The organism is Actinomadura madurae (assembly GCF_047130825.1).
GTDB lineage: Bacteria > Actinomycetota > Actinomycetes > Streptosporangiales > Streptosporangiaceae > Spirillospora > Spirillospora madurae.
Genome location: NZ_CP083237.1, coordinates 44,799 through 69,225, shown reverse-complemented (window position 1 = coordinate 69,225; position 24,427 = coordinate 44,799). Strand labels below are relative to the sequence as shown.

Here is a 24,427-nt window from a genome sequence, read left to right as displayed (position 1 = left end):
GGTCCGCGGCGGCCTTCCGGGGTCTGTCGCCCGGCCGGGGACGGCGTTAGCGTGGGTTCTCGGCCGTGGGGGTGGAAATGGCGGAGAACCTCGCGTCGGTCATCGACGAGGAGCGCCGGCGGGCGTTCGTGGGGCGGACCGGCGAGCTCGCCGCCTTCACCGAGGCGCTCGGAGCCGGGACGCCACGCCGGATCCTGCTGGTCCACGGTCCAGGCGGGATCGGCAAGACCACGCTGCTTCACCAGTTCCGGATGCGTGCGCTGGCCGCTGGCCGTCCGGTGGTCTCCGTCGACGGGCGAGACGTCGAATGCACACCCGAGTCCTTCCGCCGGGCGACCGAGCAGGCCGAGGACCGCTCCGAAGCCGTCCTGCTGCTGGACGGTTATGAGTACCTCGCCCCGCTGGACACCTGGATCCGCGAGGAGTTCCTGCCGTCGCTCCCGGCGGGCACGGTCGTCGTGCTGGCCGGACGCGAGCCGCCCAGCCCCCAATGGCGCAGCGATCCGGGCTGGCGCGCGCTCACCGTCCGCCGTGCCCTGACGTCCCTGACCAGCGCCGAGAGCGTCGAGCTGCTGGTCCGGGCCGGGGTGGCCGCGCCGCTCACCGCGCGCCTGGCCGAGCTCGGCCGGGGCCACCCGCTCGTCCTGGCGCTGCTGGCCGACGCGGCCGCGACGGGACCGCCGCCGGACGAGTTGGGCCAGGCGCCCGATCTCGTCGCGGCGCTGGTGCGACGGGTCGTCGGTGGCGTGCCCGACGAGGCGCACGCTACCGGACTGGCGGTGTGCGCGTATGCGTGGCTCACCACCGAGGATCTTCTGCGCCGCGCCGTCGGAGATCGCGCCGCGGAGGTCTGGGCCTGGCTGGAGGACCGCCCGTACATCGGCCGGGGCAGCGACGGCCTGCACGCCCACGATCTCGTACGGGACCTGATCGCCGCCGACCTGCGGCGCCGCTCGCCCGAGGCCTACCGGCGCGTCCACCGCCTCGTCCACGACCATGCGGTCAACGGCCTGCGCCGGGTCGGTGGCGCGGACCGGTGGCTGGCCGCCCACCAGAAGGTCTTCCTGCTCCGGCGGACGCCGCTGGCGGGCCCCGTCTGGTCGCTGCCGGAGCTGCGGACCGCGGCGGTGACACCCGGACGCCAGGACGACCATCCCGCCGTACTAGCTCTGATCGAACGGTTCGAGGGCGTCGAGAGCGCGGCCGTCGCCGCGCGATGGCTGGACGCCCAGCCCGAGAACCTCGTCGTGGTCCGTACCTCCGCCGGCCTCGCGGGCTGTGCGTTCCAGTGCGTCTGGCCCGCCGACCCCGCTCTCCACGACGCCGATCCCGTACTGCGCGCCGCGCTGGCGACGGCGGACCGCATCTCCCCGGCCAGGCCCGGAGAGCAGATCAGCATCGCCCGCTACGTCATCGGCCCCGACGGCCACGAGCGCGACCCCCACGCCGCCCTCGCGGCCTCGGTCATGTCCACCGTCGACTGGGCCACCCGGCCGCTGGCCTGGTCTTTCACCGCCACCACCGACCCCGACCATTGGGGCCCGATCTTCAACTATCTCGCTCTCACCCCGCAGGTCACCGTCGCCTCCGCGGGCCTGTCCCACACCGTCTACGGCGTCGACTGGCGCCGCCTGCCGGTCGAACGGTGGCTCGACCTCGTCGGCGAACGCGAACTCACCGGCGAGACCGGCCCTCCGCCGCCCGAGATCCTGCGCCCGGCGCCGCTCGACCGCGATCGCTTCGACCAGGCCGTCCGCCAGGCGCTCCTGCACCTGAACCGCCCCGACCAGCTGAGCGGCAACCCTCTCCTCGGCACCTCCCTGGTCACCGAGCTCACCCCCGCCTGCCTCCGCGCGACTCTCCTCACCGCCATCGACCACCTGGCCCAAGACCCCCGCTCGCTTCCGCTCCGCCGCGTCCTCGACCGCACCTACCTGCACCCGGCCCCCACCCAAGAGGCCGCCGCCGAGGCCCTCCACCTCTCCTTCTCCACCTACCGCCGCCACCTGGCCAAGGCCACGGCCCGCCTCACCGACCTCCTCTGGTCCCAGGAACTCACCGGCACTCCCCTGACCCCCGAGGCCCCTCCGCACTGACCAACCATCCGTCCGGGAGATCTGCACGACGCCGACCCCACGCCCGAACACCTCCAGGTAAGTCAGGCAGTCCGAAACCCCGCCAGCTCACGGCCCCGACATGGACGCCGGTCAGCGGATAGCCGAGCCGTTCCTCGGCGCGCCGACGAGGGATGGGTGCACCTCCAGGAGCAGGGCGGCGACGGTGTCTACCGGACCATGCTCGAAGACACGGATACCTTTCTGGTCACCGCCGCCTGACACAGGGAAATGTCGACGACCGCACAGCCCAGAACTCGACGGCCTGCTTGCACCGGCCGGGTGATGGTCGCGGACCAAAGCGCAGACGACGACGTCACAATTCGGGAGTCTCCGTGGTCGTACGACTGAGAAGAACACTCAGCGACATCATGGAGGACCCGGATGCGTGACTTTGCGGCCATCGCTGACCGCGTCGAGATCGAGGCGCTGCGCGGCGAGCACGTCGACGCGCCCATGCTCGGCGACTACGACCGTTTCGCATCGCTGTTCACTGAGGGCGCGGTGTGGCGGATCCCCTTCGCCAACATCGAACTCGCCGGGCGGAAGGAGATCCGCGTCGGGATCGAGCGGCTGCAGAGCGCGTGGGATTTCTGGGTGCAGAACTCGCACTCGGGCACGATCCAGCTCGATGGCGACACCGCGTCCGGCCGGGAATACGTCTTCGAGATCGGTCGGCAGCACGACGGCAGGGCGGTCGTCATGTACGGCCTGTTCCACGACCGCTACCAGCGCACCCCGGATGGCTGGAAGTTCACCGAGCGCATCCTCGAGCCCAGATACCTCGACACCACTCCGCTGACGGGCGGACCACCCCAGGGATCTTGGGACGCCCACTAACGTCTCAGGGGGCAGTTGGCTCGCGAAGCGACCCAACCGGCGCCTTCGTGCCGTGGGCGGTGGTGCACCAGGCGCCGCGCCGCCGGGAATTCCGCCGCCAGCACCGACCGGTGCGGCGGGCGCATATTCGGGTGCTCGACGGGCTCTGGCCGTTCGTTGGCCGGCGCCTGCAGATCGAGAAGCCCGGGCCGGTTGCGAGCCGCCGCTGATGATGGAGTTCCTCGACCGCATGCGCCTGCCCAACGTCCTTGTGCTGAGCAACTCCCACCGCTCTGGCTGCGTCACGCCAGCCAGTGGCACGCCTTCACCGTGCCGAACTCGACGCCGGTGCACGACCCCGGCTCAGGAGACGTAGGGGCAGCTGAGACAGCCCGACGAAGGCGATGCTCCGCTCGCGGTGCGTGAAGGTGTGCGTGACATCGATCGAGCGCGCTGTCTATCAGTCCAGGCGGTCGCTCGGGCGAGGAAGTGACCGAGTTCATTGCGCGCACGCACCGTGCATCCCCTCGCACAACGCGCTACCAGAGCATGCACTCACCCTGTGGCGGTCGGCTTCGGCGTTGCCCCGCCGAGGAGCCATGGAACCCGGGCAGTCAGAGGTCGCCTCAGTCGACCGGATTATCAAGCCATCGGCCGTCCCGCATAACCGTGCGCCCAACGAATTCGTGAAAGCCGTTCCAGACCAGGATGCGCCTAGGTTGCAGGCGTAGGTAGATGAACGTGCCCTCTGGGTGAGTGCGGGGGTCTGTGGAGACTCTGGCGTAGCGCTCGGCGATGTCAGGCTCGATGTCGGGGACGTCCATAAGCGATGCGCCTGTGTCGATCATGACGACGTCGGCGGTGGTGCCGAGAGCGACCCTAGCCTGTGGGTGGGCATTGATATTGGCTACAGTGCGACTCTTGGCAAAGGTCGCGGTATACAGGGCCGAGCCGTCCCAGACATAGGCCACGGGGATCAGATGCGCACCGTGACCGTCACTGCCGGTGGCCAGCCACATCTGGAAGCCGCTTTCGAGCCGGTCTCGGGCATAGGCCCGCCGCCCGACCAGGCTGCGCGGGACCGGGATTGAGGCGAGCTCTTCGTCGGCGTGCATGACGATTCTCCTTCATGTGGGCGTAAGGCTCTGCCCTCTGCTTGGGGCTGTACCTTCTAGACGAACGGCGCTGCACGCGCTTCGACACATCGCCGGACCATCCGTCAGCAAGCGCTGCGGACGGCTCGTCTACCCGACGTCAAACCATGCACGTCCAGCTCCTGAGCGGCAGGAACGGCGTGCCCGCCGCCCTCCTCCGGCATTTCGGCCGGTGCCGCCGTGGGCACCCGTTTCAGAACTCGGACCTGGTCCTTTAGTCAAGCGGACGTCGTCGCAGCGGTCGAGCCGATGTTCGCATCCTGCCGCGTCAGAGGCGCTACAGGATTTGCTAGGCCGCCTGAGCTGTTCTCAGTTACTTGGACGGACGAAGAAGCCGTCGGCTGTCGTGAACGGCATGCGGGGAGGAAGTAAGTTTCGACTGAAACAGGCGTGGAGGCTCCGGCAGAAGGTGCCGCTCTACCCGAAAAGCAACCCAGGTTAGCGAAACCTTCCACGGCACAACGTCCCGCTCGGGATTCACGCAAGCACACCAGCCGGGCCGCGGGACGGGCCGTGGTGGCTCTGGTGGCTCGTCGACCGGTCTGGGGGTCAGTGCCCGAACACCGGGCCGCAGCCCGCGACCCGCTAGACACGTGGTGCGGCTCACCCGGCGCCTCGAGTATGGACAAAGTTCCGCAGGTCTTCCGCGTTCTCCACCATGTGGCGGAGCACCTCGACGGTGTCGGCATAACGGTCCGGGGTCACTCCGGCACTGATCCGGCGCGCTGTCCGCTCGACGCTCTGCGCCAGGGCGGCGTGGGCGGCCTTGCCTGCTGGGGTGAGGGCGTGAGGCTCCTGTGCGGTGAGCCAGCCGCGCCGGGTCAGTTCCTCGATCGCCTCGTCCACGGTGACCGGGCTCCCGAGCCAGAAAGGGCCCAGCCTTTCAGCGATCGCTTGCTTTGTGGCCGGTCCGCGACCGCCGGTGCGGTCGAGTTCGGGCCCTGGCGCGAGGAGGTTCATCGTTTGCCAGTGGCGACGGTGAAGGCCCTCCGCCGCCAGCATCCGGTTGAGGTTCTCCTCGATGAGCTGGTCGAGAAGCTTGAGCCAATAGCCCAGGGGGCGGCGGCGTTCCATGCTGTCCCTTTCCGCGGGCATCAAAGGACGGCCGAGTTACGGCCTCAGGACGGTCTTTCCAGTGGTCGCGCGGGACTCTAGGGCGGCGTGGGCCGCGGGCGCGTCCGCCAAGGCGAACCGCTGGCCTATCACCGGTTGGAGCCGCTTGTCGTTGAGCGCCCGCAGAGCGGCGCGTTCCAGCGTCCGGATGCCGCCCGGTCGTTCGAGGATGCGGGCGCCGACGGCTGAAGCGGCGCTGATGCCGCGGCTGAACAGGTCGGCGGCCGAGAGTTCGGTCAGGGAGCCGGACGACGAGCCGAACATCACCAGCCGTCCCGCCGGACCGAGCAGTTCAAGCGCGCTCCGGCCCACCGGGCCGCCGACGCCGTCGAGCGCAAGCGTGAGCCTGCCGCCGTCCAGCGCTTCGCGGATCGCGTCAGGCCAATCCGGCACGCTGTAGTCGACGGCGTGATCGGCCCCGAGCCGGCGGACCAGCGCGACCTTGCCGGGGCCGCCCGCGGCGCCGACCACCTTGGCGCCGGCGGCGCGGCACGCCTGGACCAGCAGGGTTCCGACCCCGCCCGCGGCCGCGGTGACCAGCACGACGTCGCCGGCGTCCGGCGCGGCGAGTTCGAGGATCGCCATGGTGGTGCGGCCGGTGCCGACCATGGCTACGGCCGAGTCCGCGTCGACGTCGTCCGGTAGGAGGTGAACGGCCGTCGACGGCGCCGCGGCGAGTTCGGCGTACCCGCCACTGGCCAGGCCGAGATCGGCCACGGTGCGCCGGCCGATGAGCCCCGTGTCGACGCCGGCGCCGACCTCGTCGACGATCCCGGCGACCTCCCTGCCCGGTGTCATGGGCAGGGAGGTGGCGACCCGCGGCCCTCCCCCGCCCCGGCGGATCACCGTGTCCAGCAGGTGGACGCCGGCCGACTCGACCCGGATCCGCACCTCACCGTCGGCGGGGTGCGGGTCGGGCACCTCGTCGAGCCGGAGCTGTTCCGGACCGCCGAAGGCGGCCTGCCTGATCGCCAGCATCGCGGTCAGCCCTCCGTCCCGGAAACGAGGCCGTGCTTGTCGAGCCACGCGACCAGCGATGCGGCGATGGCCTCGGGCTGGTCCTCGGGAGTGTGATGGCCGGCGGGCCCGTGCGTCTCGACCTCGAGAGCGGACATGTGGGCGGCGCACCAGCCGACGAGTTCCGCGCCCATCATCGCGCCCTGACCGGGTTCGAAGGCGAGCAGCAGCTTGGGCACGTCCGGGCTGGCCGCCAGCCATTCGCCATAGGCGTCGACTCTGGCGACGACCTCGGCGGGTTCCCCGTCCAGCGGCATCGACCGCGGCCACTGCAGCAGCGGGACGCGGCTCCGCCTGGTCGGGTACGGGCGGCCGTAGACCGCGAGGTCCTCATCGCTCAGCCCGCCGGCGACGGTGCGCGGCAGCGCCTGCTCGATGAACGCGTTCCGGTCCAGGACCATCGCCTCGCCCGCTTCGGGCGTCCGCATGGTCTCGAACAGAGGGCGGGCTTCGGCGGGGAACTCGTCCCAGGACATCGGTTTCACGATCGTCTCGGTGAAGGCGATGCCGCGCGCCCGTCCGGGGTGGCGAGCGGCCCAGTCGAAGGCGAGGGCGCCGCCCCAGTCATGGCCGACCAGCACGACCTGGTCGAGTTCGAGGACGTCGAACCAGGCGTCGAGGTACCGCGCGTGGTCGTCGAAGGTGTAGTCGATACCGGGCTTGCCAGACTCGCCCATGCCGATCAGGTCGGGCGCCAGGCAGCGTCCGGACTCCGCGACGACGGGAAGGATGTGCCGCCACAGATGGGACGAGGTGGGGTTGCCGTGCAGGAAGACGATCGGGGTCGGTCCCGTGCCGGCCTCCCGATAGAAGATCGTCGAGTCGATGACGTGCGCGGTGGGCATGACGGGCTCCCTGCTGGAAACTGACATACTAGACAGGTACCTGACCAATCTAGGAAAGTAGACAGGTGCCTGTCAACATGAACGGAAACTCGTCTTCCCGGCGACCGCGGCTGGCGCTGCTTCTGCGGCTGCTCCACCGCGAGTACACCGCCGGCATCGAGGCGGCCCTTGGCGAAGCGGGCTTCGGCGATATCCGGCCTGGGGACGCGAAGGTGTTCCCCTTCGTCCCGCCAGAGGGCATCCAGATCCGCGACCTGGCGGCTCGCGCGGGAGTTCGCAAGCAGACCATGGCGCAGTCGGTCGACCAGCTGGAGCGGGGCGGCTACCTGGAACGCCGTCCCAATCCGCGCGACGGCAGGTCCCGGCTGATCGTGCTCACCGAGCGAGGGAGAGCGGTGCGGCCGCTGACGGCCGGCGCCGGGGACCGGATCGAAGAGCGGTGGGCGGAACTGACCAGTCCCGAGGAGTTCGAGACCCTCCGCGCCCTCCTCCATCGATTGCTGGACCGCATCGCCGAAGCGGATCCCGATGCGGCAGAGCGATTGACGTCCGTCAGCGACGACCGCTTCGACTGAGGTTCACGCTCCAGTGGTGCGCGATCGCCTCCGTTGCCGACGCCGCTGGAGATCGCCGGCGCTTGCCGGTGGGAACCGGGCAATCACCCAGCGCACACCCGGCAGCTTTCGGCGGGTCCCACGAATTCCTGGCGGAGGACTTCCGGCCTGCTGTCACGTTCGGAGGGGGCGGCGGTGTCTTCATGCCGACCAGCTCGAACGCACACCCACAGGGAGAACGTCATGGCGCTGCGCGTACCGAAGGCCGAGCTTCCCGATGAGCTCAAGGAGAACATGATCAAGCAACTCGGTGGCGTCCCCGAGAACGTCGAAGTGTTGTGGCACAGCCCCGTGCTCGCCCAGGACAGCCTGGAGTTCGGTGCCAAGGCGGGCGCCTGGAGCGCGGCCGACAAGACCCTCAAGTCGTTCGCGCACATGGCCGTCGCGGCGCAGATCGGCTGCAGCTGGTGCCTCGACGTCGGCTACTTCCAGGCCCAGAACGACGATCTGGATCTGGTCAAGGCGAGCCAGGTGCCGCGCTGGCGGACATCGGACGTGTTCACCCCGCTCGAGCGGGACGTGATGGACTACGCCGAGGCGATGTCGGACACGCCGCCGACCGTCACCGACGAGCAGTACGCGAGTCTGCTGGAGAGGCTCGGCCCGGCGGCGATGGTCGAGCTCACCGTGTTCATCGCCTCTGTCAACATGGCGACCAGGGCCAACGTGGCGAACGGGGTCACCTCGCAGGGCTTCTCCGACGCCTGCGAGATCCCGCTGGCCGAGGTCCCGGAGAAGCCCGGTGCGGCGTCGACGGCATGAGCGGGGACGCGACGGCCGAGGACCCCTTCCTCACCCACCGCAGCCTGCTGTTCACCGTCGCCTACGAGATGCTCGGGTCGGCGGTCGACGCGGAGGACGTGCTGCAGGACTCCTGGCTGCGGTGGGCCGGCATCGACCGCGCGAAGGTGAGCGACCCGCGGGCCTATCTCGTCCGGCTCGTCACCCGGCAGGCGCTCAACCGCCTGCGCACGCTGTCACGCCGCCGCGAGGACTACGTCGGTGAATGGCTGCCGGAACCGCTGCTGACCAGCCCCGACGTCGCCGAGGACATCGCCCTTGCGGAGAGTGTCTCGATCGCGATGCTGACCGTGCTGGAAACCCTCGCTCCGGTGGAGCGTGCGGTGTTCGTCCTCCGCGAGGTCTTCGAGATGCCTTACGGCGAGATCGCCGGGGCCGTCGACAAGCCCACGGCCACGGTGCGGCAGATCGCACGGCGGGCGCGCGAACGCGTGGCGGCTCGGCGGCCCCGGGTGCGGGTGAGCCGGTCGGAGCAAAAGGCCGTGGTGGAACGATTCCTGGCCGCGGTGCGCACCGGACAGGTAGCGGCGTTGATGGACGTCATGGCGCCGGACGTGGTCCTGATCGCCGACGGCGGCGGGCTCGCGCCGGCCGCCCGGGCTCCGATCCACGGGGCCGAGCTCGTCGCGGAGGCGCTCGCACGCTCGAACCGGACGGTGTCGACCATTTGGCTCAACGGCGCACCGGCCGGGCGGGTCGAGACCGATGGCCAGGTGGCCGCGGTAAGCCTGGTGGTCGAGGACGGACGCGTGACCCGGATCCACGCGGTGGCCAACCCGCAGAAGCTGACGCGTTTGGAGGTGCCGGCCGAACTCGCCAGATAGGCCCGGCGACCGCGCCAACGCAGGCTTGTCGCCTACCAGTCGGTCCCAGAATCAGCGTCGGGGCCGAGCGCAGCAGCAGGCGTCCGCGGTCCGGGACGTGGCGCCAACACGCAGCACCCGTCGACGACGGGCCATTCTCGCGCCACGGCGGCTGATCGGGCAGTGCCCGCGAGCGTTCGCGAACGGTCCGGCCGGATCAGGTGGCCAGCTGGCCGAGGAAGCGCCAAGTGCGTCGATGCTCGTCCAGTCCAAGCCCTCCCCGTACGTCCGAGCTCGTTGCCTTGACTCTGGCCCTGGTGCCCAGGTTCGATTGGGAACCCTCGGCCGTCATGAGCGGGATCTGACGGTAGCGCCGAGGCCGTTTCTCAGGTGATGGGGCGGGTCAGTTCTGTAGCGCCGTCCAGGTCGTCGAGGGTAAGGCAGCGGGCGCGCCACGCGGTGAGGCGGCCGGCGGTCAGGGTGTCGAATTTCTTGAGCACCGCGTCCGGCGGGAGGGGGCGTGCCGGGGAGCCCAGGGCGTCCACCACGCGGTGGGACGAGCGGCCCGACGGTGTCTCGATCGTCACGCGGGCGGCCCAGTGGCCGGGGAGCAGGGCGTCCAGCTCCGGATCCGGGACGAGGGTCGTGGGCGGGACGCCGGCGGGCAGCCGGGCGCGGCGGAACGTCGACACGTCCTCGGGGGCGCCGGACAGGACGGCGGCCACCGCGAAGGCCGCTCCGGCGGACGCCTCGGCCGGGCCCGGCACCTCCCGGTCGGCGTTGACGAACGACATCAGCCCGGACGGAAGCGCCACCTCGACGTGGGCGGCGTCCCGGACGTCGAGGGCGAGCAGCGCGTCGATCACGGCGTGCAGCGGGCGCGCGCAGGGGTACGGCTTGAAGCCGCAGCGCTCCAGGTGGACGCCTTCGAGGGGAGACGCGGGCGAGGGAGGGCGGCCGAGCGCCAGTGTCGCGGGGCCGTCCAGGAGGGCGAGGCTTCCCGTGGCTCCGGCGCGGGCGAGGTAGGCCGCCTCGACGCCGTCCGCGGCGGCCCGGCCCGGGAGGAGGTAGTGCGCCTCCCCGAAGGAGCCGGTCGAGAGCAGCCCGCCGAGGCCGGCCGCCGCGATCGCGAGGGCGGCGACCGCCCGCTCCTCGTCCAGGTCGAGCAGGACGGACGTCGCGGCGGCGGCGCCGAGCGGGCCGAACAGGGCCGTCGGCCACCAGCCGGAGCCGTACAGCGACGCGCCGCCGAACCGCAGGCCCGCCTCCACCACCGCCTCGTAGCCGGCGAGCACCGCGTCGACGACCGCCGCGCCCGGGCGTCCCTCGTGCTCGGCGACGAGGAGCGCCGCGGGGACGACCACCGCCGCGGGGACGACGGCCGCCTCGGCGTGCAGCGCGTCGAACTCGTCCAGGTGCGCCTGCGCGGACCAGCGCAGGACGCGGGACCGCAGGGAGTCGCCGAAGTGCCGGGCCGCCGCCGCGGCGATCGGGTGGGTGGCGCCGGAGACCGCGCAGCCCATCGTGTCCAGGACGTGCAGGGCCGCGAGCCGGCGGGCGTCCCCGGACGCCGCCCGGGGAGCGCGCGCGGCCCGGGCGGCGAGGGCGTGCAGGGTGCTCACAGGCGCGGGAGGACGTCGCCGCCGACGGCCTCGATGAGGTCGTGCGGCGGGTCGTAGGAGCCGACATGCTGCAGGAACACGCCGGACGCGCCCGCGGCGAACGTCTCCCGGAGCCGCGTCGCGACCTCCTCGGCGGTGCCGACCAGGCAGAACGCGCGGGCGAAGGCGAGCGCGTCCGCGTCCGACACCCAGCGGCCCGCGACCTTGACGGCGTGGTCCCAGTCCTCGGCGTGCACGAGGTCGGGGTAGACCTCGTCGACCCGGTCCGGCACGGACGGGCGGATTCCCGCGAGGGCGAGGAAGGGGGCGCCGCCGTTCTGCGCGATCGACGCGCAGATGGGCTTCAGCCTGCGCGCGGAGGCGAGGACGTCGTCGGTGACCTCGCAGAACGCCGAGACCGTCAGCGGCACCCCGCCGGACCGACCCGCCTCCCGGGCGCCCGCCCGGACCTGCTCCGCCGCGGCGGCGAGGGTCTCCGGGGAGACGCCGCTGAGCAGGACGACACCGTCCGCGAGGCCCCCCGCGAGCCGGAGGTTGCGCGGCCCGCTCGCGGCCAGGTGCACGGGCACGGACGGCGCCGGGTCCCGCAGCCGCGACCGCACCGGGCCGTAGTCCCATGCGTCCCCGCCGAGCAGGGCCCTCAGCTGGGCCAGCCCCTCCTTCAGCTCCGCGCGGGTGCTGGCCCGCAGCCCGATCGGCAGGACCGAGCTGTTCCCGACGCCGAGACCGAGGGTGAAGCGTCCGGGCGCCAGCTCCGCGACGGTCCGCGCGGCCGACGCCACCACCGACGGGTGCCGGGTGGCGACGTTGGTGACGGCCGTGCCGAGCCCGATCCGCTCGGTGCGCAGGGCGGTCACCGCCAGGACGGAGAAGACGTCCCGCCACAGCAGCTGCGAGTCGGGGACCCAGACCTCGTCGAATCCCAGCTCCTCGGCCCGCGCCGCGACGGACGCGAGCCGGTCCGGGCGGTCGCAGGCCGGGATCCGGACGCCGACGCGGCCGGCGGCCGTCACCGCGCCTCCCCGAGGAACTCCAGGTTGAGGCGGTTGAAGCGGGCGGCGTGCTCGTGCTGGGGCCAGTGGCCGCACTCTCCGAAGATCTCCAGCCGCGAGCCGGGAATGCCGGCGTTCATCCGGTGCGCCTCGGGGACCTCCCCGAACGGGTTCTGCGCGCCCCACACGATCAGCGTGGGCGCGGCGATCCGTCCCATCTGCTCGGCGGTGAGCAGGTCGGGCCGGCGGTTCTCCATTTCCTGGAGGCACAGCAGGTTGTCGACGCGCTTGACGAACTCGGGCCGGTGGTAGATCGCGTGCCGGACCTCGACCAGCTCTTCGGAGACGTCCTTCGCCGGGTCGTGCATGAGGAGGTGGAGGCGCTTGCGGGTGAGGTCGATGTCGTCCTCGGCGACGGCCTTGCGCGTGCTGGTCTTGATCCGCTGCATGACCTCGGGGTTGGCGACGGTCCCGCCGGGCGCGACGAGCGTGAGCCGCCCGACGCGGCCCGGATGGTCGGCGGCGAGCCGGCCCGCGACCCAGCCGCCGAGCGACTCGCCGACGAAGTGGGCGCGGTCGATGCCGGCGGCGTCCAGGTAGGCGAGGACGTGGTCGACGTAGCGGGGGATGCGGTACGGCTCGTCGACGCCGTCGGTGTAGCCGTGGCCGAGCATGTCGATGGCGTGGCAGGCGTACCGTTCGGCGTGCGCGGGGATGTTGCGGACGAACGCCTCCAGGTGGCCGCTGGTGCCGTGCAGGAACACGACTGCCTCACCCGTCCCGGCTTGGAGCGCCCGCGTGCGGAGGCCTCCCGCGTTCACGAAGCGGACGGCGTGGTCCACGCCGGCGAGGTCGGTCCAGATGCTCATGCGTTCTCCTTCTCGGGGTCGGAAGCGGGCTCGACGACGGCGACGCCCATTCCGGTGAGCCATTCGGGGATGGCGGCGTAGGCGAGGGCCTCGCCGCGCGCGCCGGGTCCGAGGGCGGCGAGCATCGCGATCCAGGAGCGGATCTCCTGCGCGCCGTTGCCGGCCTCCGCCTCGATGCCGGCGGCGGTGCGGTCGAGGACGGGCCCGAGGTCGCCCTCCTCGACGAGCTTGAGGAACGCCTCGTCGAACGAGGGGTTGATGTCGGCCTCGGCGGCGCGGATGATCTGCCGTCGCCGGACCTCGTAGTCGCCCCAGGAGCCGCGCCCGTTCAGCCACGCCTCGACGAGGAAGCGGTCGTCGTCCGACAGCGTCTCGAACCACTTCGGCCACGGCAGCCGGTGCGACAGGCCGCCGGACGCTATGACCGCGACGCGCTTGCCGGCGCCGTCCGCGGCGACGGCGCGGCCGATCGCCGCGCCGAGGCCGTGGCAGCGCCGCGGCGACGGCAGCGGCGGCGCGAACATGTTGATCACGATGGGCACGACCGGGACGTCGAGGTCCGGCACCAGGTGCTGCAGCCCGTGCGTGATGCCGTGGTCGACGGTGAGCCGCAGCGAGAACGCCGGGTCGAACCCGTCGTCCACCAGGGACGTGACGAGGTGCCGGGCCAGGCCGGTGTCGGCGGGCAGCGGCCCGCCGGGCGTCCCGGCCTCCCCGGCGCCGAGCACCTCCCCGACGCCGACGGTGAACGCGGGCATCAGGTCGAGGAAGAACCCGCGGAAGTGGTTCGACCCGATGACCACGACGGTGTCGGGGGCGGCGGCCCGGAGCCGGTCCCTGGCACGTTCCAGCCCGGCGCGGAAGCGGTGCGCCCCGTCCAGGTGGTCGACCTTGTCCCAGTCGGTGTTCATCAGGGTGCTGTGCGAGGCACCCACGCCGAGCACGATCTCGCTCATCCGTTCCTCCAGCGCAGGACGGACGGGGCGGCGGCCCGCCCCGTCGTCGGGGTGGCCGTCGCCGTCCGCCCGCGCGGGGCGGCCGGCACGCGGGTCAGGGCCGCTCGGCCGCGAGCCCCTTCAGCAGGACGTCGAGCCCCGCGTGGAACTGCCGGTCCGTGGGCAGCCAGGCCAGCTCGGGCGACAGCTCCACCATGTTGGGGAACTCGCCGGCCGGGAGGGCCGAGTAGAAGTGGGCGCGCTGCCGGCGCAGCTCGGCGGCGTCCGGGCCGTCCCCGCCCCACGGGCGCGGCATCTGGTAGGCGGCGAAGCCCAGCGCGTACGTCAGCAGCAGCCCGTAGACGCGGACGGCCTCGGCGGGCGGCAGCCCGGCCTGCCGGAGCCGCGCCAGCACGCGCTCGAACGCGCCGCTCAGCGACTCGCGGCTCGCCGTGGTCCGGGTGGACAGCAGCCGGACGACGCTCGGGTGCTCCCGCATCATGGCGAGGAACGCCTCGGCGATGCGGCGCGCCTCGGTGATGGGGTCGGGCCCGATCTCGTCGGGGAGCCGCAGGTTGCCGAGCACCTGGTCGGCCATCCCGTCGAGGATGTCGTCCTTGTTCTTGAAGTGGCGGTACAGCGCCATCGTGCTGAAGCCGAGCTCGCTCGCGAGGCGCCGCATGGTCAGCCCGTCGAGGCTCTCCCGGTCGCCGATCCCGATGGCGGCGTCCAGGATGTCCTGTGCCGTGAGCGCCTTGTCCGGACGGCGTCCTCGGGAGGGGGGTCGCCGTGTCGCCACTCTTCGCTCCGTCTCGCCCAAGATCGTGAACTCTTCTCCGCTCAATCTTGCCCGGGATCACAGGCCCGCGTCCGCTCTTGCCCGGGTACAGGTGTTGATCGTCGTGCGCAGCACGTGCCGGGTGAGCCGGCACATCTCCCGGACGTCGACGACGTTCATCCCCATGGGGAAGTCGACGGGCAGCGGCGCCTGCGCGCCCGCCCTGGTCATCCCGATCCGGGCCGTGGGCAGGCCGCGGCTGCGCAGGATGTTGGCGTCGGTCGCGCCGCTGTTGCCGAGGATCGGCTCGTGCGCCCGGCCCTCCTCGGCCTCCCACGCCTCGATCGCCGCGCGGACGATCCACGAGCCCGGGTCGGTGGCGGTGCCGGGGATCGCGAGGACCATGTCCCAGCCGATCTCCAGCCGCCGGTGCGCGGCGGCGATGCGGGCGATCGCGTCGCCGAACTCCCGCTTGACGCTCATCGGCGTGGACGCGGGCGACGTCCGCAGGTCGAGGACGAACCGGCACGTCGCGGGCGAGACGGCGGGCATCCGCATGAAGCCGCCCTCGATCGCGCCGATGTTGCCCTGCGGCGCGACCGTCCCGGACGTGTGGCGGGCGGTGTACTCGGCGAACCACTCCTCCAGGGCCGCGGCGACCGTGCCCGCCCCGAGGATCGCGTTGCGGTAGTCGATGCGGTGCCGGCTGCCCGCGTAGGAGTAGGTGCCGCCGACGGTGACCTCGAACCAGCACAGGCCGACCTCGTCCCAGGAGACGGCCCAGCCGGGCTTGGCGATCAGCGCGTAGTCGGCCCAGACGCCCTGCTCCAGCATGAACGAGCAGCCGTTGCCCTGCCCGGCGTTGTACCGGCGGACGTGCGGGGCGGTGCGCTTGTTCGTCGGCATCCCGCCCGCGCCCAGCCCGAGGACGACGTCGCCGCGCAGCGGCGTGCCGGCCCGGTGCAGGATCTCCAGCGCGGCGACCAGGCAGGCCGCGTGCCCCTTGGGGTTGCTCGCGCCGAGGCCGATGACGTAGTCGCCGTCCCGGACGGGGTTCGGCTCCATGTCGTAGCGCAGCGCCGTGCCCACGTGGGGCAGGTCCTCGCCGGGGTCCCCGGTGGTGAGCGTGTCGATCGGGGCGTAGAGGAGCAGGTCGGGGCCGGTGCCGTCGCCGCGCAGCCGGGCGACGGCGTTGCCCTGGTCGTCGTCGATCGGCTGGTAGGCGGCGTCGAGGCCGGACGCGGCGAGCGTCGACACGACCCAGCGGGCCAGCTCGCCCTCCTCGCCGGTGGGGCTGGGGATGCCGGTCATCCCGGTGATGATCTCGGCGAGCCGTTCGGGGTCGATGAGCCTCTCGGCGTCCCGCAGCAGTCCGAGGCGCGCCTCGTCCAGCGCCGTCATGGGGATTCCTCCTTCTCGGGGGTTTCGGTCTCGCGGGGCCGGGTCCGGGCGAGCCGTTCGGCGGCGCGTTCGGCCAGTCCTGCGGCGGCGTCGAGCTTCCACGCGTTGCCGGGCAGCGGGTGCCCGTACCTGGTGAGCTGGGCGTCCACGGTGTCGCGGAGCGCGGCGGGGTCGAACGGCCGCCCGTCGAGCGCGCGCTCGGCGTCCGCGGGGCGCCACGGCGTGGGGGCGAGCGCGCCGAACACGATCCGGGTGTCCTCCCAGCGTTCGCGCGACCGGCTCGACGCGGCGACCGACACCATCGCGAAGTCGCCCTGCCAGAGCGCGAGCTTCTCGAACACGCAGGCCCGGCCCGGTTCGGGGATCCGGACGGACACGACCAGGTCGGCCGGCTCCAGCACCGTCTCCCCGGGCCCGGTGTACAGGTCCGCGATCGGGATCCGGCGCCCGTCGGACAGGTCGGCGGACGCGTCCAGTGCGACGAGCACCGTGGCCAGGTCGGACGGCGTGACCGCCTGGCAGCGGTGCCCGTCGATGGCCGCGTGGTGGAAGCGGTGGTCGCCGAGGATCGCGTAGCACGGGCTGGACGCGCCGTTGCGCTTGTAGCAGGGGAAGCCGTTGCGGAAGAACCGGCAGCGCTTCGCCTGGAGCAGGTTCCCCGCGACCGTCGCCGCGTTCCTGACCTGCGGCGAGGCGATCGATTCGGCGGCCTCGGCCAGGGCCGGGACGGACTCGGCGAACCGCGCGGACAGCTCGGCCAGCGTGACGGCCGCGCCGATGACGACCGTCCCGTCCGGTTCCTCGGCGATGTCGCGCAGGCCGGGGAGCAGGGCCGTGGAGACGAGCCGCTTCGGCGCGATCAGCCGCTGCCGGCGCTGGAGCAGCACGTCGGTGCCGCCGCCGATCGCCGTCCCGTCCCGCAGGGCGGCCCGCGCCTGCGCGACGGTCTCCGGCCGGGCGACCTCGGCGAGGTCGGGGGCGGGCGGCCGCAGCTCCGGGTACCGGCCCTGCCGGCCGAACCGCGTCCCCCACCGGTGCAGCAGCGCGTGGACGCCGCGCGGGTACGCGGCCCGCATCAGCGCGATCCACCAGCGGGACGGGCGCCGCCGCAGCCGGTGGTCGCGGACCCGCCCCTCCTTCTCCGCGAGCGCCCGCAGCACCTTGTCCGGGGTGATCGGCAGGTCGCGGACGCGGACGCCGACCGCGTCGTACACCGCGTTCGCGATCGCCGCGCCCGGCGGGATGATCGGGATCTCGCCGACGCTCTTCGCGCCGTACGGACCGGCGTCGTCGTGGCCCTCGACGATGAACGCCCGCACGGCGGGCACGTCGGCGGCGCGCGGCACGGCGTAGTCGATGTAGGCGGGGTTGACGACCCGTCCCTCGGTGCGGATCAGCTCCTCGCCGAGCGCGGCGCCGAGCCCGTGGACGGCGCCGCCGATGATCTGGCCCTCGGCCATCACGGGGTTGACGGCCCGCCCGATGTCGTGCGCGGCGACGTAGTCGAGGACGGTGACCTTCCCGATCCGGACGTCGACCTCCACCTCCGCCCCGTGCGCGGCGAACGAGTAGGTGGGCGACAGGTTGGCCCTGTCCTCGCCGGGCGTGATCGTCTCGGTGCCCTCCAGCTCGTAGCGGGCCTCCAGGCTGAGACCGCCCTCCGCGCCGGCCAGGTCGGCGAAGCCCACCGAGCCGTCGCCGTGGTGGGCCGCGCCGCCGCGCAGTTCGACCTCCCGCGCGGCGCAGCCGAGCTTGCCCGCGGCGAGTTCCCGCAGCCTGGCGGCCATCTCGCGGGCCGCCCGCCCGGTGGCCATGCCGGACATGTGCGTCGCGCGGGACGACCAGGCGCCGAGGTCCAGAGGCGTCAGCTCGCCGTCCATCGACAGGACGTCGACGTCCTCGGGCTCGACCCCGAGTTCCTCCGCGGCCATCTGGGCGAGGATCGTCTTCTGGCCGGTGCCCGCGTCGGATCCGCCGAACCGGACCCGCACCCGGCCGTCGCCGCCGACGTCCACGCCCGCCTCGCTGACGTTCGACAGCGGATAGGCGTAGGCGCCCGACCCGTGCGCCGCGGTGGACACGCCGACGCCGCGGCCGGGGGTCCGCGCGGCCCGCTTGGCGTCCCAGTCCAGCTCCCGCCGGACGGTCTCCAGGCAGTCGGCGAGCCGCGCCGTCGTGACGCGGTAGCCGCACAGCGTCTCGGTGTGCGGCTCGACGGCGTTGCGGATCCGCAGGTCGATCGGGTCCATGCCGAGCCGCTCGGCGATCTCGTCGAGCTGGGACTCCATGGCGAGGGCGACCTGCGGCGTCCCGTACCCCCGGTACTGCCCGCCGGGCTGCGTCGCGGTGTCGACGAGCCGGGCGTCGAACCGGACGCCGTCCGCCCGGTACACCGACCCCAGCGTGATGACGCCGACCCGCATCACCGACGAGCCCATGTGCGAGTAGGCGCCGTTGTCGACGTTCACCTCGGTCTCGAACGCGCGCAGGTTGCCGTCCGCGTCGGCGTAGGTTCGCAGCCGCGTCTCGAAGCGGTGCCGGGGCTTGTTGGACGCGAACTCCTCCTCGCGCGTCAGCGAGATGAGCACCGGCATCCCGGTCTTGCGCGCCAGCGCCGCCGCGAGGATCTCGTGCTCGGACGCCTTCGATTTGGAGCCGAAGCTCCCGCCGGTGGCGACCTCGCGGCACACGACCTGGTCGTGCTCCAGCCCCAGCAGGTGCGAGACCTCCTTGGCGATGAAGTAGGGCGCGTGCGTGGAGGTCCACAGCTCCATCACCTCCCGGCCGTGGTCCCAGCGGGCGAGCGTGACGTTGGGCTCCATGCAGGCGTGGGCGACGCTCGGGTAGACGAAGTCGCCCTCGACCATCACGTCCGACGCCGCGACCCCGGCGTCCGGGTCCCCCCACACGCCGTTCCACCGGATCGCGACGTTGCGTTCCGCCGGCCGCTCGTGGAGCGCGCGGGCCCGCGGCGCGAGAGCCTCGGCGATGGTGAGCGGCGCCCGCAACGGGCGGATCCGCAGCCGGATCGCCGACACCGCCGCGCGGGCCTGCTCGGCGGTGTCGGCGGCGACGGCCGCGATCTCCTGCCCGATGTAGCGCACCACGCCCGCGGCGAGCGGCGGCCGGTCGGACATGTGCCCGCCGCGGTGCAGGTAGGTGATGCCGGGCGGGAAGTCGTCCGCGGTGATGATCCCGCGCACGCCCGGCATGCGCAGGGCGCCGGCGACGTCCAGCCGCCTGATCCGCCCGTGCGGAACCGGTGAGCGCAGCACCGCGGCGTGCAGGTGCGGCGGATCGGTGAGGTCGCCCGTGTAGGCGACGCGTCCGAGCGAACGGTCCCGCCAGTCCAGCGGCCGGACACCGCGCCCGATCCGGGTGGTCACTCGGCCTCCCCCCGTGCCCGGGCCGTCGCGCAGACGGCCTCGACGATCGCCGCGTAGCCGGTGCAGCGGCAGATGTTGCCGGACAGCTCCGCCCGCACCCGGGCCCGCGCCCGCTCCGCGTCGGCGGGAAGGCCGGCGCGGAGCAGGGCGCTGGCGTGGACGACCTGCCCCGGCGTGCAGAAGCCGCACTGGAACGCGCCCAGGTCGGCGAACGCCGCGCGCAGGTCCGCGGACTCCTCCGCGAGGCCCTCCGCCGTCGTGACCTCGCCGTCCACCAGTTCGACCGGAGTGGCGCAGGACAGCCGGGGCCGGCCGGCGACGAGCACGGTGCAGGCGCCGCATTCGCCGCGCTCGCACGCGAGCTTTACCGACGTTGCCCCGAACCGCTCCCGCAGGACGGCGGCGAGGACGGTCCCGGGCGGCGCGGCGGCGTCGCCGGTCTCCCCGTTGACGGTGATGTTCATGAAGGACCTCGCAGGAAGGGACGGATGGACGGGACCCGCCGCGGCTACTCCAGGTCGGCCTCGGTGAGATCGTCGGAGGTCTTCTTGTCGAACGGCCGGGTCTCGATGTTCACCACGCTCGGCGTCTCCTTCCCGTCGAGCTCGCCGGCCATCGTCCGCAGCGCCGTCGCGCCCCACTTCTTCGGCTGGAGCGCGATCTCGAAGCCGACCCGCCCGTCCCGCACCATCGCGAGCGTGGACGGGATGCCGTCGAAGCCGGTCACGGTGATCTGGCCGCCCCTGCCGGCCTCGTTGATCGCCTGCACCACGCCGGTGAGGAAGTCGTCGAGGTTGGCGTAGACGACCTTCGCGTCCGGGACCGCCGACAGCGACGCCTTCGTGGCCTTCAGCCCCTCCTCGGAGGTGAGGGCGGAGACGTTGACCTCGTGGGCGACCGTCATGCCCGGGCAGTCGGCCGAGCCGACGACCGCCTTGTAGGCCTTCGTCATCTCCTGGACGTAGGGCGCCGCCGACGGCCCCTTGATCATGATGATCTTGCCCTTGCCGACGTTCTCGCACGTCCACTCGGCGATCTGCCGGCCGGACTTGCCCCAGTCGTTGCCGATGTAGGACGCGCGGCTGGACTTGTCCTCCACGTCGCGGGCGACCGTCATCACCGGGATCTTCGCCGCCTTCGCCGCGTTCAGCGGGGCGACGATCGCCTTGGAGTCGATCGCGGAGACGAGGATGCCGTCCACGTTCTTCGCGATGAGGTCGTTGATGTCGTTGGCCTGCTTGAGCGGGTCGCCGCCGGCGTCGGTGAAGACGACGTCGACGCCGAGCTTCTTCGCCTCGGCCTGGATGCCCTTCTGCATCCCGGAGTACAGGGCGATCCGGGGCGCCGCGAAGCTGACGCCGATCGTCTTCCTGCCCTTCTCGGACGCGTCCGAGCCGCTGCAGCCGGTGGCGGCCAGGACGACGCAGAGCGCCGCCGCGGCGATGCCGCGTAGTCGGGTCATGCGCATGGTGTGAATCTCCTGGTGCGGGGATGGTGGTGAAGGCGGGGGGCCGGGGGACGGTCAGGTGGCGGTGGCCTCGGCCGGGACGTCCGCGACGCCGGTTCGCGCCGGTGGCGCCCCCCGCCGCCCGGCGCGCAGGCGGGAGAACCGGCGCAGCAGCTCGGCCGACATGGCGAGGATGAACACGATCCCGACCGCGACCTCCTGCCAGGCGTCGCCGACGCCGTTCAGGTTGAGGCCGTTCTGGATCACGGAGATGACGAGGACGCCGAGCAGCGTCCGCCACATCGCGGCCCGCCCGCCGTGCAGCGCGCTGCCGCCGAGCACGACCGCCGCGACCGAGAACAGCTCCAGGCCCTCGCCGACGGTCGGCTGCGCCGACTGCAGCCGCGCGGTCGTCCCCATTCCCGCCACGGCGGCGAACGTCCCGGCGAGCACGAACGTGGCGACGATCGTCCGCTCGACGCGCAGGCCCGCGAGGCGCGCCGCCTCCCGGTTGCCGCCGCTGGACAGCACCCGCAACCCGAACGGGCTCACGCTCAGCAGGAACGCCGAGACGGCGAAGCAGGCGATCATCACCCAGACGATCCACGGGACGCCGAGCGGGCGGCCGACGCCGAACCCGGCGATGCTCGCGGGCAGCCCGCCGACCGACTCGGCGTGGGTGAGGATGAGCGTGACGCCCACCCCGATCACCGAGGTGCCCAGCGTGATCATGAACGGGTGGACCTTGAGCGCGATCACGAGGATCCCGTTGAGCAGCCCGAACACGATCCCGGACAGCGCCGCGGCGGCGAGGCCGAGCGCGATGCTCTGGGTGTCGCGCATGACGATCGCGCCGACCGCGCCGTGCAGCGCGACCTGCGCGCCCACCGACAGGTCGAACCCGCCGCCGGCGATCACGAACGTCTGCCCGAACGCGACGATCGCGAGGATCGCCATCGAGCTGAGCACGTTGAGGATGTTGCCGCTGCTGAGGAACGAGTCCGTCGAGAACGTCAGGACGAGCGCGAGGACGACCAGCAGCAGCGGGACGAACGCGTCCTCCAGCGCGGGGGCGGTTCTCTTCATGGGGCAAGACCTTCCGGGTGTTCGCCGAGGCACGCCGTCATCAGTTCGGCGTGCGTGACGTCGGCCGCGAGCTCGGCGACCAGGCGTCCCCGCCGGAACGCCAGGTAGCGGTCGGTGATGGAGCGGAACTCCTCGCTCTCCAGCGCCACGATGACGACGCAGCCGCGCTCGTCCGCGAAGGCGCGGAGCTGCCGCAGCACGTGCTCCTTCGCTCCGATGTCGATGCCGTGGGTGGGCTCCTCCACGACGAGGACGCGCGCGCCCGCGGCGAGCCACCGCGCGATCAGGACCTTCTGCTGGTTCCCGCCGGACAGCAGCCCGGCCGGGAACGCCGGGTCGGCGGGGCGGACGTCCAGTTCGGCGATGAGCCGCAGCGCCTCGGCGCGCATCCTCCGCCGGTCCAGCGCACCGAACCGGGTGAACGCCTTCACGTCGCCGAGCGCGATGTTCCGCTCGACGCTGAGCAGCGGCTGGACCCCGTCCCGCTTGCGCTCCTCCGGCACGAACCCGATCGCGGCGGCGGCCGCCGCGATCCGGTTGTGCGGCCTGACCGTCCGGCCGCCGACCTCGACGGCGGCGGGGACGTGCCGGGGCGGGCGGCGCGCCCCGGCGAGGGTGCGCGCGAAGCGGCCCGCGCCCGAGCCGAGGATGCCGGTCATCGTGACGACCTCACGGTGCCGCAGCTCCAGCTCCGGGGCGTCCGGCAGGTCGGCGCGGACGAGCACGCCGCCCGCCTCGTGCGGCTCCCGGTCCGGGGCGTTGGCGAGGGTCCGGCCCGCGACCAGTTCCACCAGCCCGTGCGGGGTCGCCTCGCCGCGTTCCAGGCGGGCGACGACCCGGCCGTCCCGCAGCGCGGTGATCCGGTCGCAGAGCAGCCGCACCTCGTCCAGGTCGTGGCTGACGAACAGGACCGCGAGGCCCTCGGCGGCGAGGCGCCGCACCAGCTCGGTGATGCGCCGGCACTGCCGCGGCTCCAGCGCCGCCGTGGGCTCGTCCAGGATCAGCAGCTTCGGGCGGGCCCGCAGCGCCCGCGCCACCTGCAGCAGCTTCTTCTCGGCGAGGTCGAGGGCGCCCACGCGGCGCGCCGGGTCGAGGTCGAGGCCGAGGGTGCCGAGCAGCTGGGCCGTCTCGGCGTGGTCGGCGCGGCGGTCCCGCAGCAGCCCGCCCCGCCGGTGCGGGGCGGCGACGACGATGTTGTCGGCGACCGTCAGCTCCGGGAACAGCTGCGTCTCCTGGTGCACGACGGTGATCCCGGCCTGCTCGGCCTGGGCGGGCGTCACGTTGCCGACCCTGCGGCCCTCGACCTCCAGGTGCCCGGCGCCCGGCGCGTACGCGCCGCACAGCACCTTGATGAGGGTCGACTTGCCGGCGCCGTTGGAGCCGATCAGGCCGTGGACCTCGCCCGCCGCGAGGTCCAGGTCGACGCCGTCCAGCGCGGTGAACGTCCCGAACCGCATGGTGACACCGCGCGCGGCGACCGCCGGCGGCGCGGTCACGGCCGGGGACGCCGTCACGAGCCCGGCTCCGTCCGCACCGCCGTCCCGGTGGCGCGGACGAACGAGGCCAGGGCGCGGCGCCGCACCGGCGGGATGCCGAACACGGCGGCGAGCAGCAGCGCGAGGGTGATCAGGATTCGCATCGAGTGGCCTCCACAGGAGCGAGCCGGGAATCGAGGGGCGGGAGATCGTGGGGACGCGGGAGGTCGTGGGGACGCGGGAGGTCGTGGGGACGCGGGAGGTCGTGGGGACGGGGCGCGTTCAGGAACGCCTCGGCGAGCCGGGCGTAGTCGCGGGGCCGCTCCTCCTGGGGGTGGTGCGCCGTGCCGGGCAGCACCTCCAGGACGGCGGCGGGCAGCGCCGCCGCCAGGCGGGACGCGTAGCCGACGTCGGCGAACGGGTCGGCCGAGCCCCACAGCAGCAGGACGGGCGCGGTGACGGTGTGCAGGAGGGGGCCGAGGTCCTCGGGCAGGCCGCGCGCCTCGGTGTCCGTCCCGAGCGCCAGCGCGTCGACGGTGACGCTGTTGCGGAAGCGCTCGAAGACCGTGGCCTCCGGAACGATCGCGGGATCGTTCCACTCGTGGTCGCGGATGAGATCGCGCATCTTGTCCGGGGTGGGCCCCTCGCCGCCGTAGTACGCGGCGCGGATCGCCGCGCCGCTCGCTCCGGGCGTTCCGCCGAGGTCGGCGGGGCGGCCGCCGGTGAGGACGATCCGGCCGGCGCGGTGCGGCTCGCGCGCCGCGATCAGCAGGGCGACCGACCCGCCGAGCGACTGGCAGACGAAGTCGGCGCGGCGAACGCCCAGGTCATCGAGCAAGGCCATGACGTACCGTGCGTGGAAAGAGAACAGCGGCCGGTCGGCCTGCGGCGCGTCCGAATCGCCGTACTGGGGGAGATCGACCAGGATCAGCCGGCGGCCGTGCAGCTCGGGCACCAGCGCGGCGAAGTCGGTCCAGGCGGAGCAGCCCGGGCCGCCGCCGTGCAGCAGGACGGTGGGCGTTCCCTCGCCGATCGTGCGGACCCGCAGCGCGGCTCCCAGCACGGTGTGCCGGGTTCCGGTGGTCGGTGCGGTCATGGGTTCTCCGGTTCTTCCGGCCCCTTGCGGAGGCTCAAGCGCCCCGCGAGAAGGGGCGCG

The 24,427-nt window shown here is 72.8% G+C and carries 22 protein-coding genes; 5 read left to right on the top strand and 17 right to left on the bottom strand.

From position 1 onward, the window contains the following. The first annotated feature begins 77 nt into the window (after window positions 1–77). Both K8Z49_RS00330 and K8Z49_RS00325 read left to right on the top strand, forming a co-directional pair. Window positions 78–2,096 (top strand): ATP-binding protein, encoded by a 2,019-nt coding sequence (locus K8Z49_RS00330; protein ID WP_412517303.1) that lies wholly within the window; start codon window positions 78–80, stop codon window positions 2,094–2,096. Window positions 2,097–2,498: 402 nt separating this feature from the next. Further along, window positions 2,499–2,954 carry a nuclear transport factor 2 family protein gene (locus K8Z49_RS00325; protein ID WP_021591630.1) on the top strand — a complete coding sequence of 152 codons (456 nt, stop codon included), beginning with the start codon at window positions 2,499–2,501 and terminating at the stop codon, window positions 2,952–2,954. A gap of 605 nt (window positions 2,955–3,559) precedes the next feature. Here K8Z49_RS00325 and K8Z49_RS00320 read toward each other — a convergent pair. The 4 genes from K8Z49_RS00320 to K8Z49_RS00305 all read right to left on the bottom strand — a co-directional run bounded on the left by K8Z49_RS00320 (window position 3,560) and on the right by K8Z49_RS00305 (window position 7,062). After that, entirely contained in the window at window positions 3,560–4,048 is a 489-nt protein-coding gene (locus K8Z49_RS00320) for a pyridoxamine 5'-phosphate oxidase family protein (protein ID WP_021591631.1), read from the bottom strand. 642 nt (window positions 4,049–4,690) lie between these two features. Further along, a complete protein-coding gene (locus tag K8Z49_RS00315; protein ID WP_021591632.1) occupies window positions 4,691–5,161 on the bottom strand; it encodes a hypothetical protein in 471 nt (156 codons plus the stop codon). A 36-nt stretch (window positions 5,162–5,197) separates the two neighbouring features. Beyond that, window positions 5,198–6,178, bottom strand: coding sequence for a zinc-binding dehydrogenase (locus K8Z49_RS00310; RefSeq protein WP_412517302.1), 981 nt, complete (start codon window positions 6,176–6,178; stop codon window positions 5,198–5,200). Between the two features lie 5 nt (window positions 6,179–6,183). After that, entirely contained in the window at window positions 6,184–7,062 is an 879-nt protein-coding gene (locus K8Z49_RS00305) for a haloalkane dehalogenase (protein WP_075023285.1), read from the bottom strand. A gap of 65 nt (window positions 7,063–7,127) precedes the next feature. Between K8Z49_RS00305 and K8Z49_RS00300 the strand changes: the two genes are divergently transcribed. The 3 genes from K8Z49_RS00300 to sigJ all read left to right on the top strand — a co-directional run bounded on the left by K8Z49_RS00300 (window position 7,128) and on the right by sigJ (window position 9,301). Next, window positions 7,128–7,637, top strand: a complete 510-nt coding sequence (locus K8Z49_RS00300) for a MarR family winged helix-turn-helix transcriptional regulator (RefSeq protein ID WP_412517301.1) — start codon at window positions 7,128–7,130, stop codon at window positions 7,635–7,637. Between the two features lie 222 nt (window positions 7,638–7,859). Next, window positions 7,860–8,438: a carboxymuconolactone decarboxylase family protein gene (locus K8Z49_RS00295; RefSeq protein WP_021591636.1), complete on the top strand. Its 579-nt coding sequence runs from the start codon at window positions 7,860–7,862 to the stop codon at window positions 8,436–8,438. Beyond that, complete coding sequence (sigJ, locus tag K8Z49_RS00290) at window positions 8,435–9,301, top strand: RNA polymerase sigma factor SigJ (RefSeq protein WP_412517300.1); 867 nt, start codon at window positions 8,435–8,437, stop codon at window positions 9,299–9,301. Before K8Z49_RS00295 ends, sigJ begins: the two co-directional genes overlap by 4 nt. A gap of 365 nt (window positions 9,302–9,666) precedes the next feature. Here the strand turns inward: sigJ and K8Z49_RS00285 are convergent, their stop codons facing one another. The 13 genes from K8Z49_RS00285 to K8Z49_RS00225 form a co-directional block, all read right to left on the bottom strand. After that, the gene (locus K8Z49_RS00285) at window positions 9,667–10,902 is read right to left on the bottom strand and encodes an MmgE/PrpD family protein (RefSeq protein WP_021591639.1); all 1,236 of its coding nucleotides are present in this window, start codon (window positions 10,900–10,902) and stop codon (window positions 9,667–9,669) included. Then, on the bottom strand, window positions 10,899–11,915 hold the full coding sequence (locus K8Z49_RS00280; RefSeq protein WP_021591640.1) for an LLM class flavin-dependent oxidoreductase: 1,017 nt from the start codon (window positions 11,913–11,915) through the stop codon (window positions 10,899–10,901). Before K8Z49_RS00280 ends, K8Z49_RS00285 begins: the two co-directional genes overlap by 4 nt. Next, entirely contained in the window at window positions 11,912–12,763 is an 852-nt protein-coding gene (locus tag K8Z49_RS00275; RefSeq protein ID WP_021591641.1) for an alpha/beta fold hydrolase, read from the bottom strand. The genes K8Z49_RS00280 and K8Z49_RS00275 overlap by 4 nt, the downstream gene beginning before the upstream one ends. Continuing rightward, complete coding sequence (locus tag K8Z49_RS00270; RefSeq protein WP_075023283.1) at window positions 12,760–13,719, bottom strand: catechol 1,2-dioxygenase; 960 nt, start codon at window positions 13,717–13,719, stop codon at window positions 12,760–12,762. The genes K8Z49_RS00275 and K8Z49_RS00270 overlap by 4 nt, the downstream gene beginning before the upstream one ends. A 94-nt stretch (window positions 13,720–13,813) precedes the next feature. After that, a complete protein-coding gene (locus K8Z49_RS00265; protein ID WP_021591643.1) occupies window positions 13,814–14,497 on the bottom strand; it encodes a TetR/AcrR family transcriptional regulator in 684 nt (227 codons plus the stop codon). A 57-nt stretch (window positions 14,498–14,554) separates the two neighbouring features. After that, complete coding sequence (locus K8Z49_RS00260) at window positions 14,555–15,877, bottom strand: M20 family metallopeptidase (RefSeq protein WP_021591644.1); 1,323 nt, start codon at window positions 15,875–15,877, stop codon at window positions 14,555–14,557. Then, entirely contained in the window at window positions 15,874–19,263 is a 3,390-nt protein-coding gene (locus tag K8Z49_RS00255) for a molybdopterin cofactor-binding domain-containing protein (RefSeq protein WP_412517299.1), read from the bottom strand. The genes K8Z49_RS00260 and K8Z49_RS00255 overlap by 4 nt, the downstream gene beginning before the upstream one ends. Continuing rightward, complete coding sequence (locus K8Z49_RS00250) at window positions 19,260–19,727, bottom strand: (2Fe-2S)-binding protein (protein ID WP_021596038.1); 468 nt, start codon at window positions 19,725–19,727, stop codon at window positions 19,260–19,262. The genes K8Z49_RS00255 and K8Z49_RS00250 overlap by 4 nt, the downstream gene beginning before the upstream one ends. A gap of 44 nt (window positions 19,728–19,771) precedes the next feature. After that, window positions 19,772–20,725: a substrate-binding domain-containing protein gene (locus K8Z49_RS00245; protein ID WP_161790942.1), complete on the bottom strand. Its 954-nt coding sequence runs from the start codon at window positions 20,723–20,725 to the stop codon at window positions 19,772–19,774. 60 nt (window positions 20,726–20,785) lie between these two features. Then, window positions 20,786–21,796, bottom strand: a complete 1,011-nt coding sequence (locus K8Z49_RS00240) for an ABC transporter permease (RefSeq protein WP_021596040.1) — start codon at window positions 21,794–21,796, stop codon at window positions 20,786–20,788. Beyond that, on the bottom strand, window positions 21,793–23,310 hold the full coding sequence (locus K8Z49_RS00235) for a sugar ABC transporter ATP-binding protein (protein WP_412517298.1): 1,518 nt from the start codon (window positions 23,308–23,310) through the stop codon (window positions 21,793–21,795). The genes K8Z49_RS00240 and K8Z49_RS00235 overlap by 4 nt, the downstream gene beginning before the upstream one ends. Further along, entirely contained in the window at window positions 23,307–23,435 is a 129-nt protein-coding gene (locus tag K8Z49_RS00230) for a hypothetical protein (protein WP_256255552.1), read from the bottom strand. The genes K8Z49_RS00235 and K8Z49_RS00230 overlap by 4 nt, the downstream gene beginning before the upstream one ends. Then, on the bottom strand, window positions 23,423–24,367 hold the full coding sequence (locus K8Z49_RS00225) for an alpha/beta fold hydrolase (protein WP_412517297.1): 945 nt from the start codon (window positions 24,365–24,367) through the stop codon (window positions 23,423–23,425). Before K8Z49_RS00225 ends, K8Z49_RS00230 begins: the two co-directional genes overlap by 13 nt. Window positions 24,368–24,427: the final 60 nt, after the last annotated feature.

Excerpts from the sequence above, each read along its gene's own strand:
- K8Z49_RS00275 (WP_021591641.1), bottom strand. The coding sequence starts at position 12,763 with ATGAGCATCTGGACCGACCTCGCCGGCGTGGACCACGCCGTCCGCTTC.
- K8Z49_RS00325 (WP_021591630.1), top strand. The coding sequence starts at position 2,499 with ATGCGTGACTTTGCGGCCATCGCTGACCGCGTCGAGATCGAGGCGCTG.
- K8Z49_RS00270 (WP_075023283.1), bottom strand. The coding sequence starts at position 13,719 with ATGAGCGAGATCGTGCTCGGCGTGGGTGCCTCGCACAGCACCCTGATG.
- K8Z49_RS00295 (WP_021591636.1), top strand. The coding sequence starts at position 7,860 with ATGGCGCTGCGCGTACCGAAGGCCGAGCTTCCCGATGAGCTCAAGGAG.
- K8Z49_RS00315 (WP_021591632.1), bottom strand. The coding sequence starts at position 5,161 with ATGGAACGCCGCCGCCCCCTGGGCTATTGGCTCAAGCTTCTCGACCAG.
- K8Z49_RS00330 (WP_412517303.1), top strand. The coding sequence starts at position 78 with ATGGCGGAGAACCTCGCGTCGGTCATCGACGAGGAGCGCCGGCGGGCG.
- sigJ (WP_412517300.1), top strand. The coding sequence starts at position 8,435 with ATGAGCGGGGACGCGACGGCCGAGGACCCCTTCCTCACCCACCGCAGC.
- K8Z49_RS00310 (WP_412517302.1), bottom strand. The coding sequence starts at position 6,178 with ATGCTGGCGATCAGGCAGGCCGCCTTCGGCGGTCCGGAACAGCTCCGG.
- K8Z49_RS00305 (WP_075023285.1), bottom strand. The coding sequence starts at position 7,062 with ATGCCCACCGCGCACGTCATCGACTCGACGATCTTCTATCGGGAGGCC.
- K8Z49_RS00250 (WP_021596038.1), bottom strand. The coding sequence starts at position 19,727 with ATGAACATCACCGTCAACGGGGAGACCGGCGACGCCGCCGCGCCGCCC.
- K8Z49_RS00260 (WP_021591644.1), bottom strand. The coding sequence starts at position 15,877 with ATGACGGCGCTGGACGAGGCGCGCCTCGGACTGCTGCGGGACGCCGAG.
- K8Z49_RS00245 (WP_161790942.1), bottom strand. The coding sequence starts at position 20,725 with ATGACCCGACTACGCGGCATCGCCGCGGCGGCGCTCTGCGTCGTCCTG.
- K8Z49_RS00240 (WP_021596040.1), bottom strand. The coding sequence starts at position 21,796 with ATGAAGAGAACCGCCCCCGCGCTGGAGGACGCGTTCGTCCCGCTGCTG.
- K8Z49_RS00225 (WP_412517297.1), bottom strand. The coding sequence starts at position 24,367 with ATGACCGCACCGACCACCGGAACCCGGCACACCGTGCTGGGAGCCGCG.
- K8Z49_RS00230 (WP_256255552.1), bottom strand. The coding sequence starts at position 23,435 with ATGCGAATCCTGATCACCCTCGCGCTGCTGCTCGCCGCCGTGTTCGGC.
- K8Z49_RS00320 (WP_021591631.1), bottom strand. The coding sequence starts at position 4,048 with ATGCACGCCGACGAAGAGCTCGCCTCAATCCCGGTCCCGCGCAGCCTG.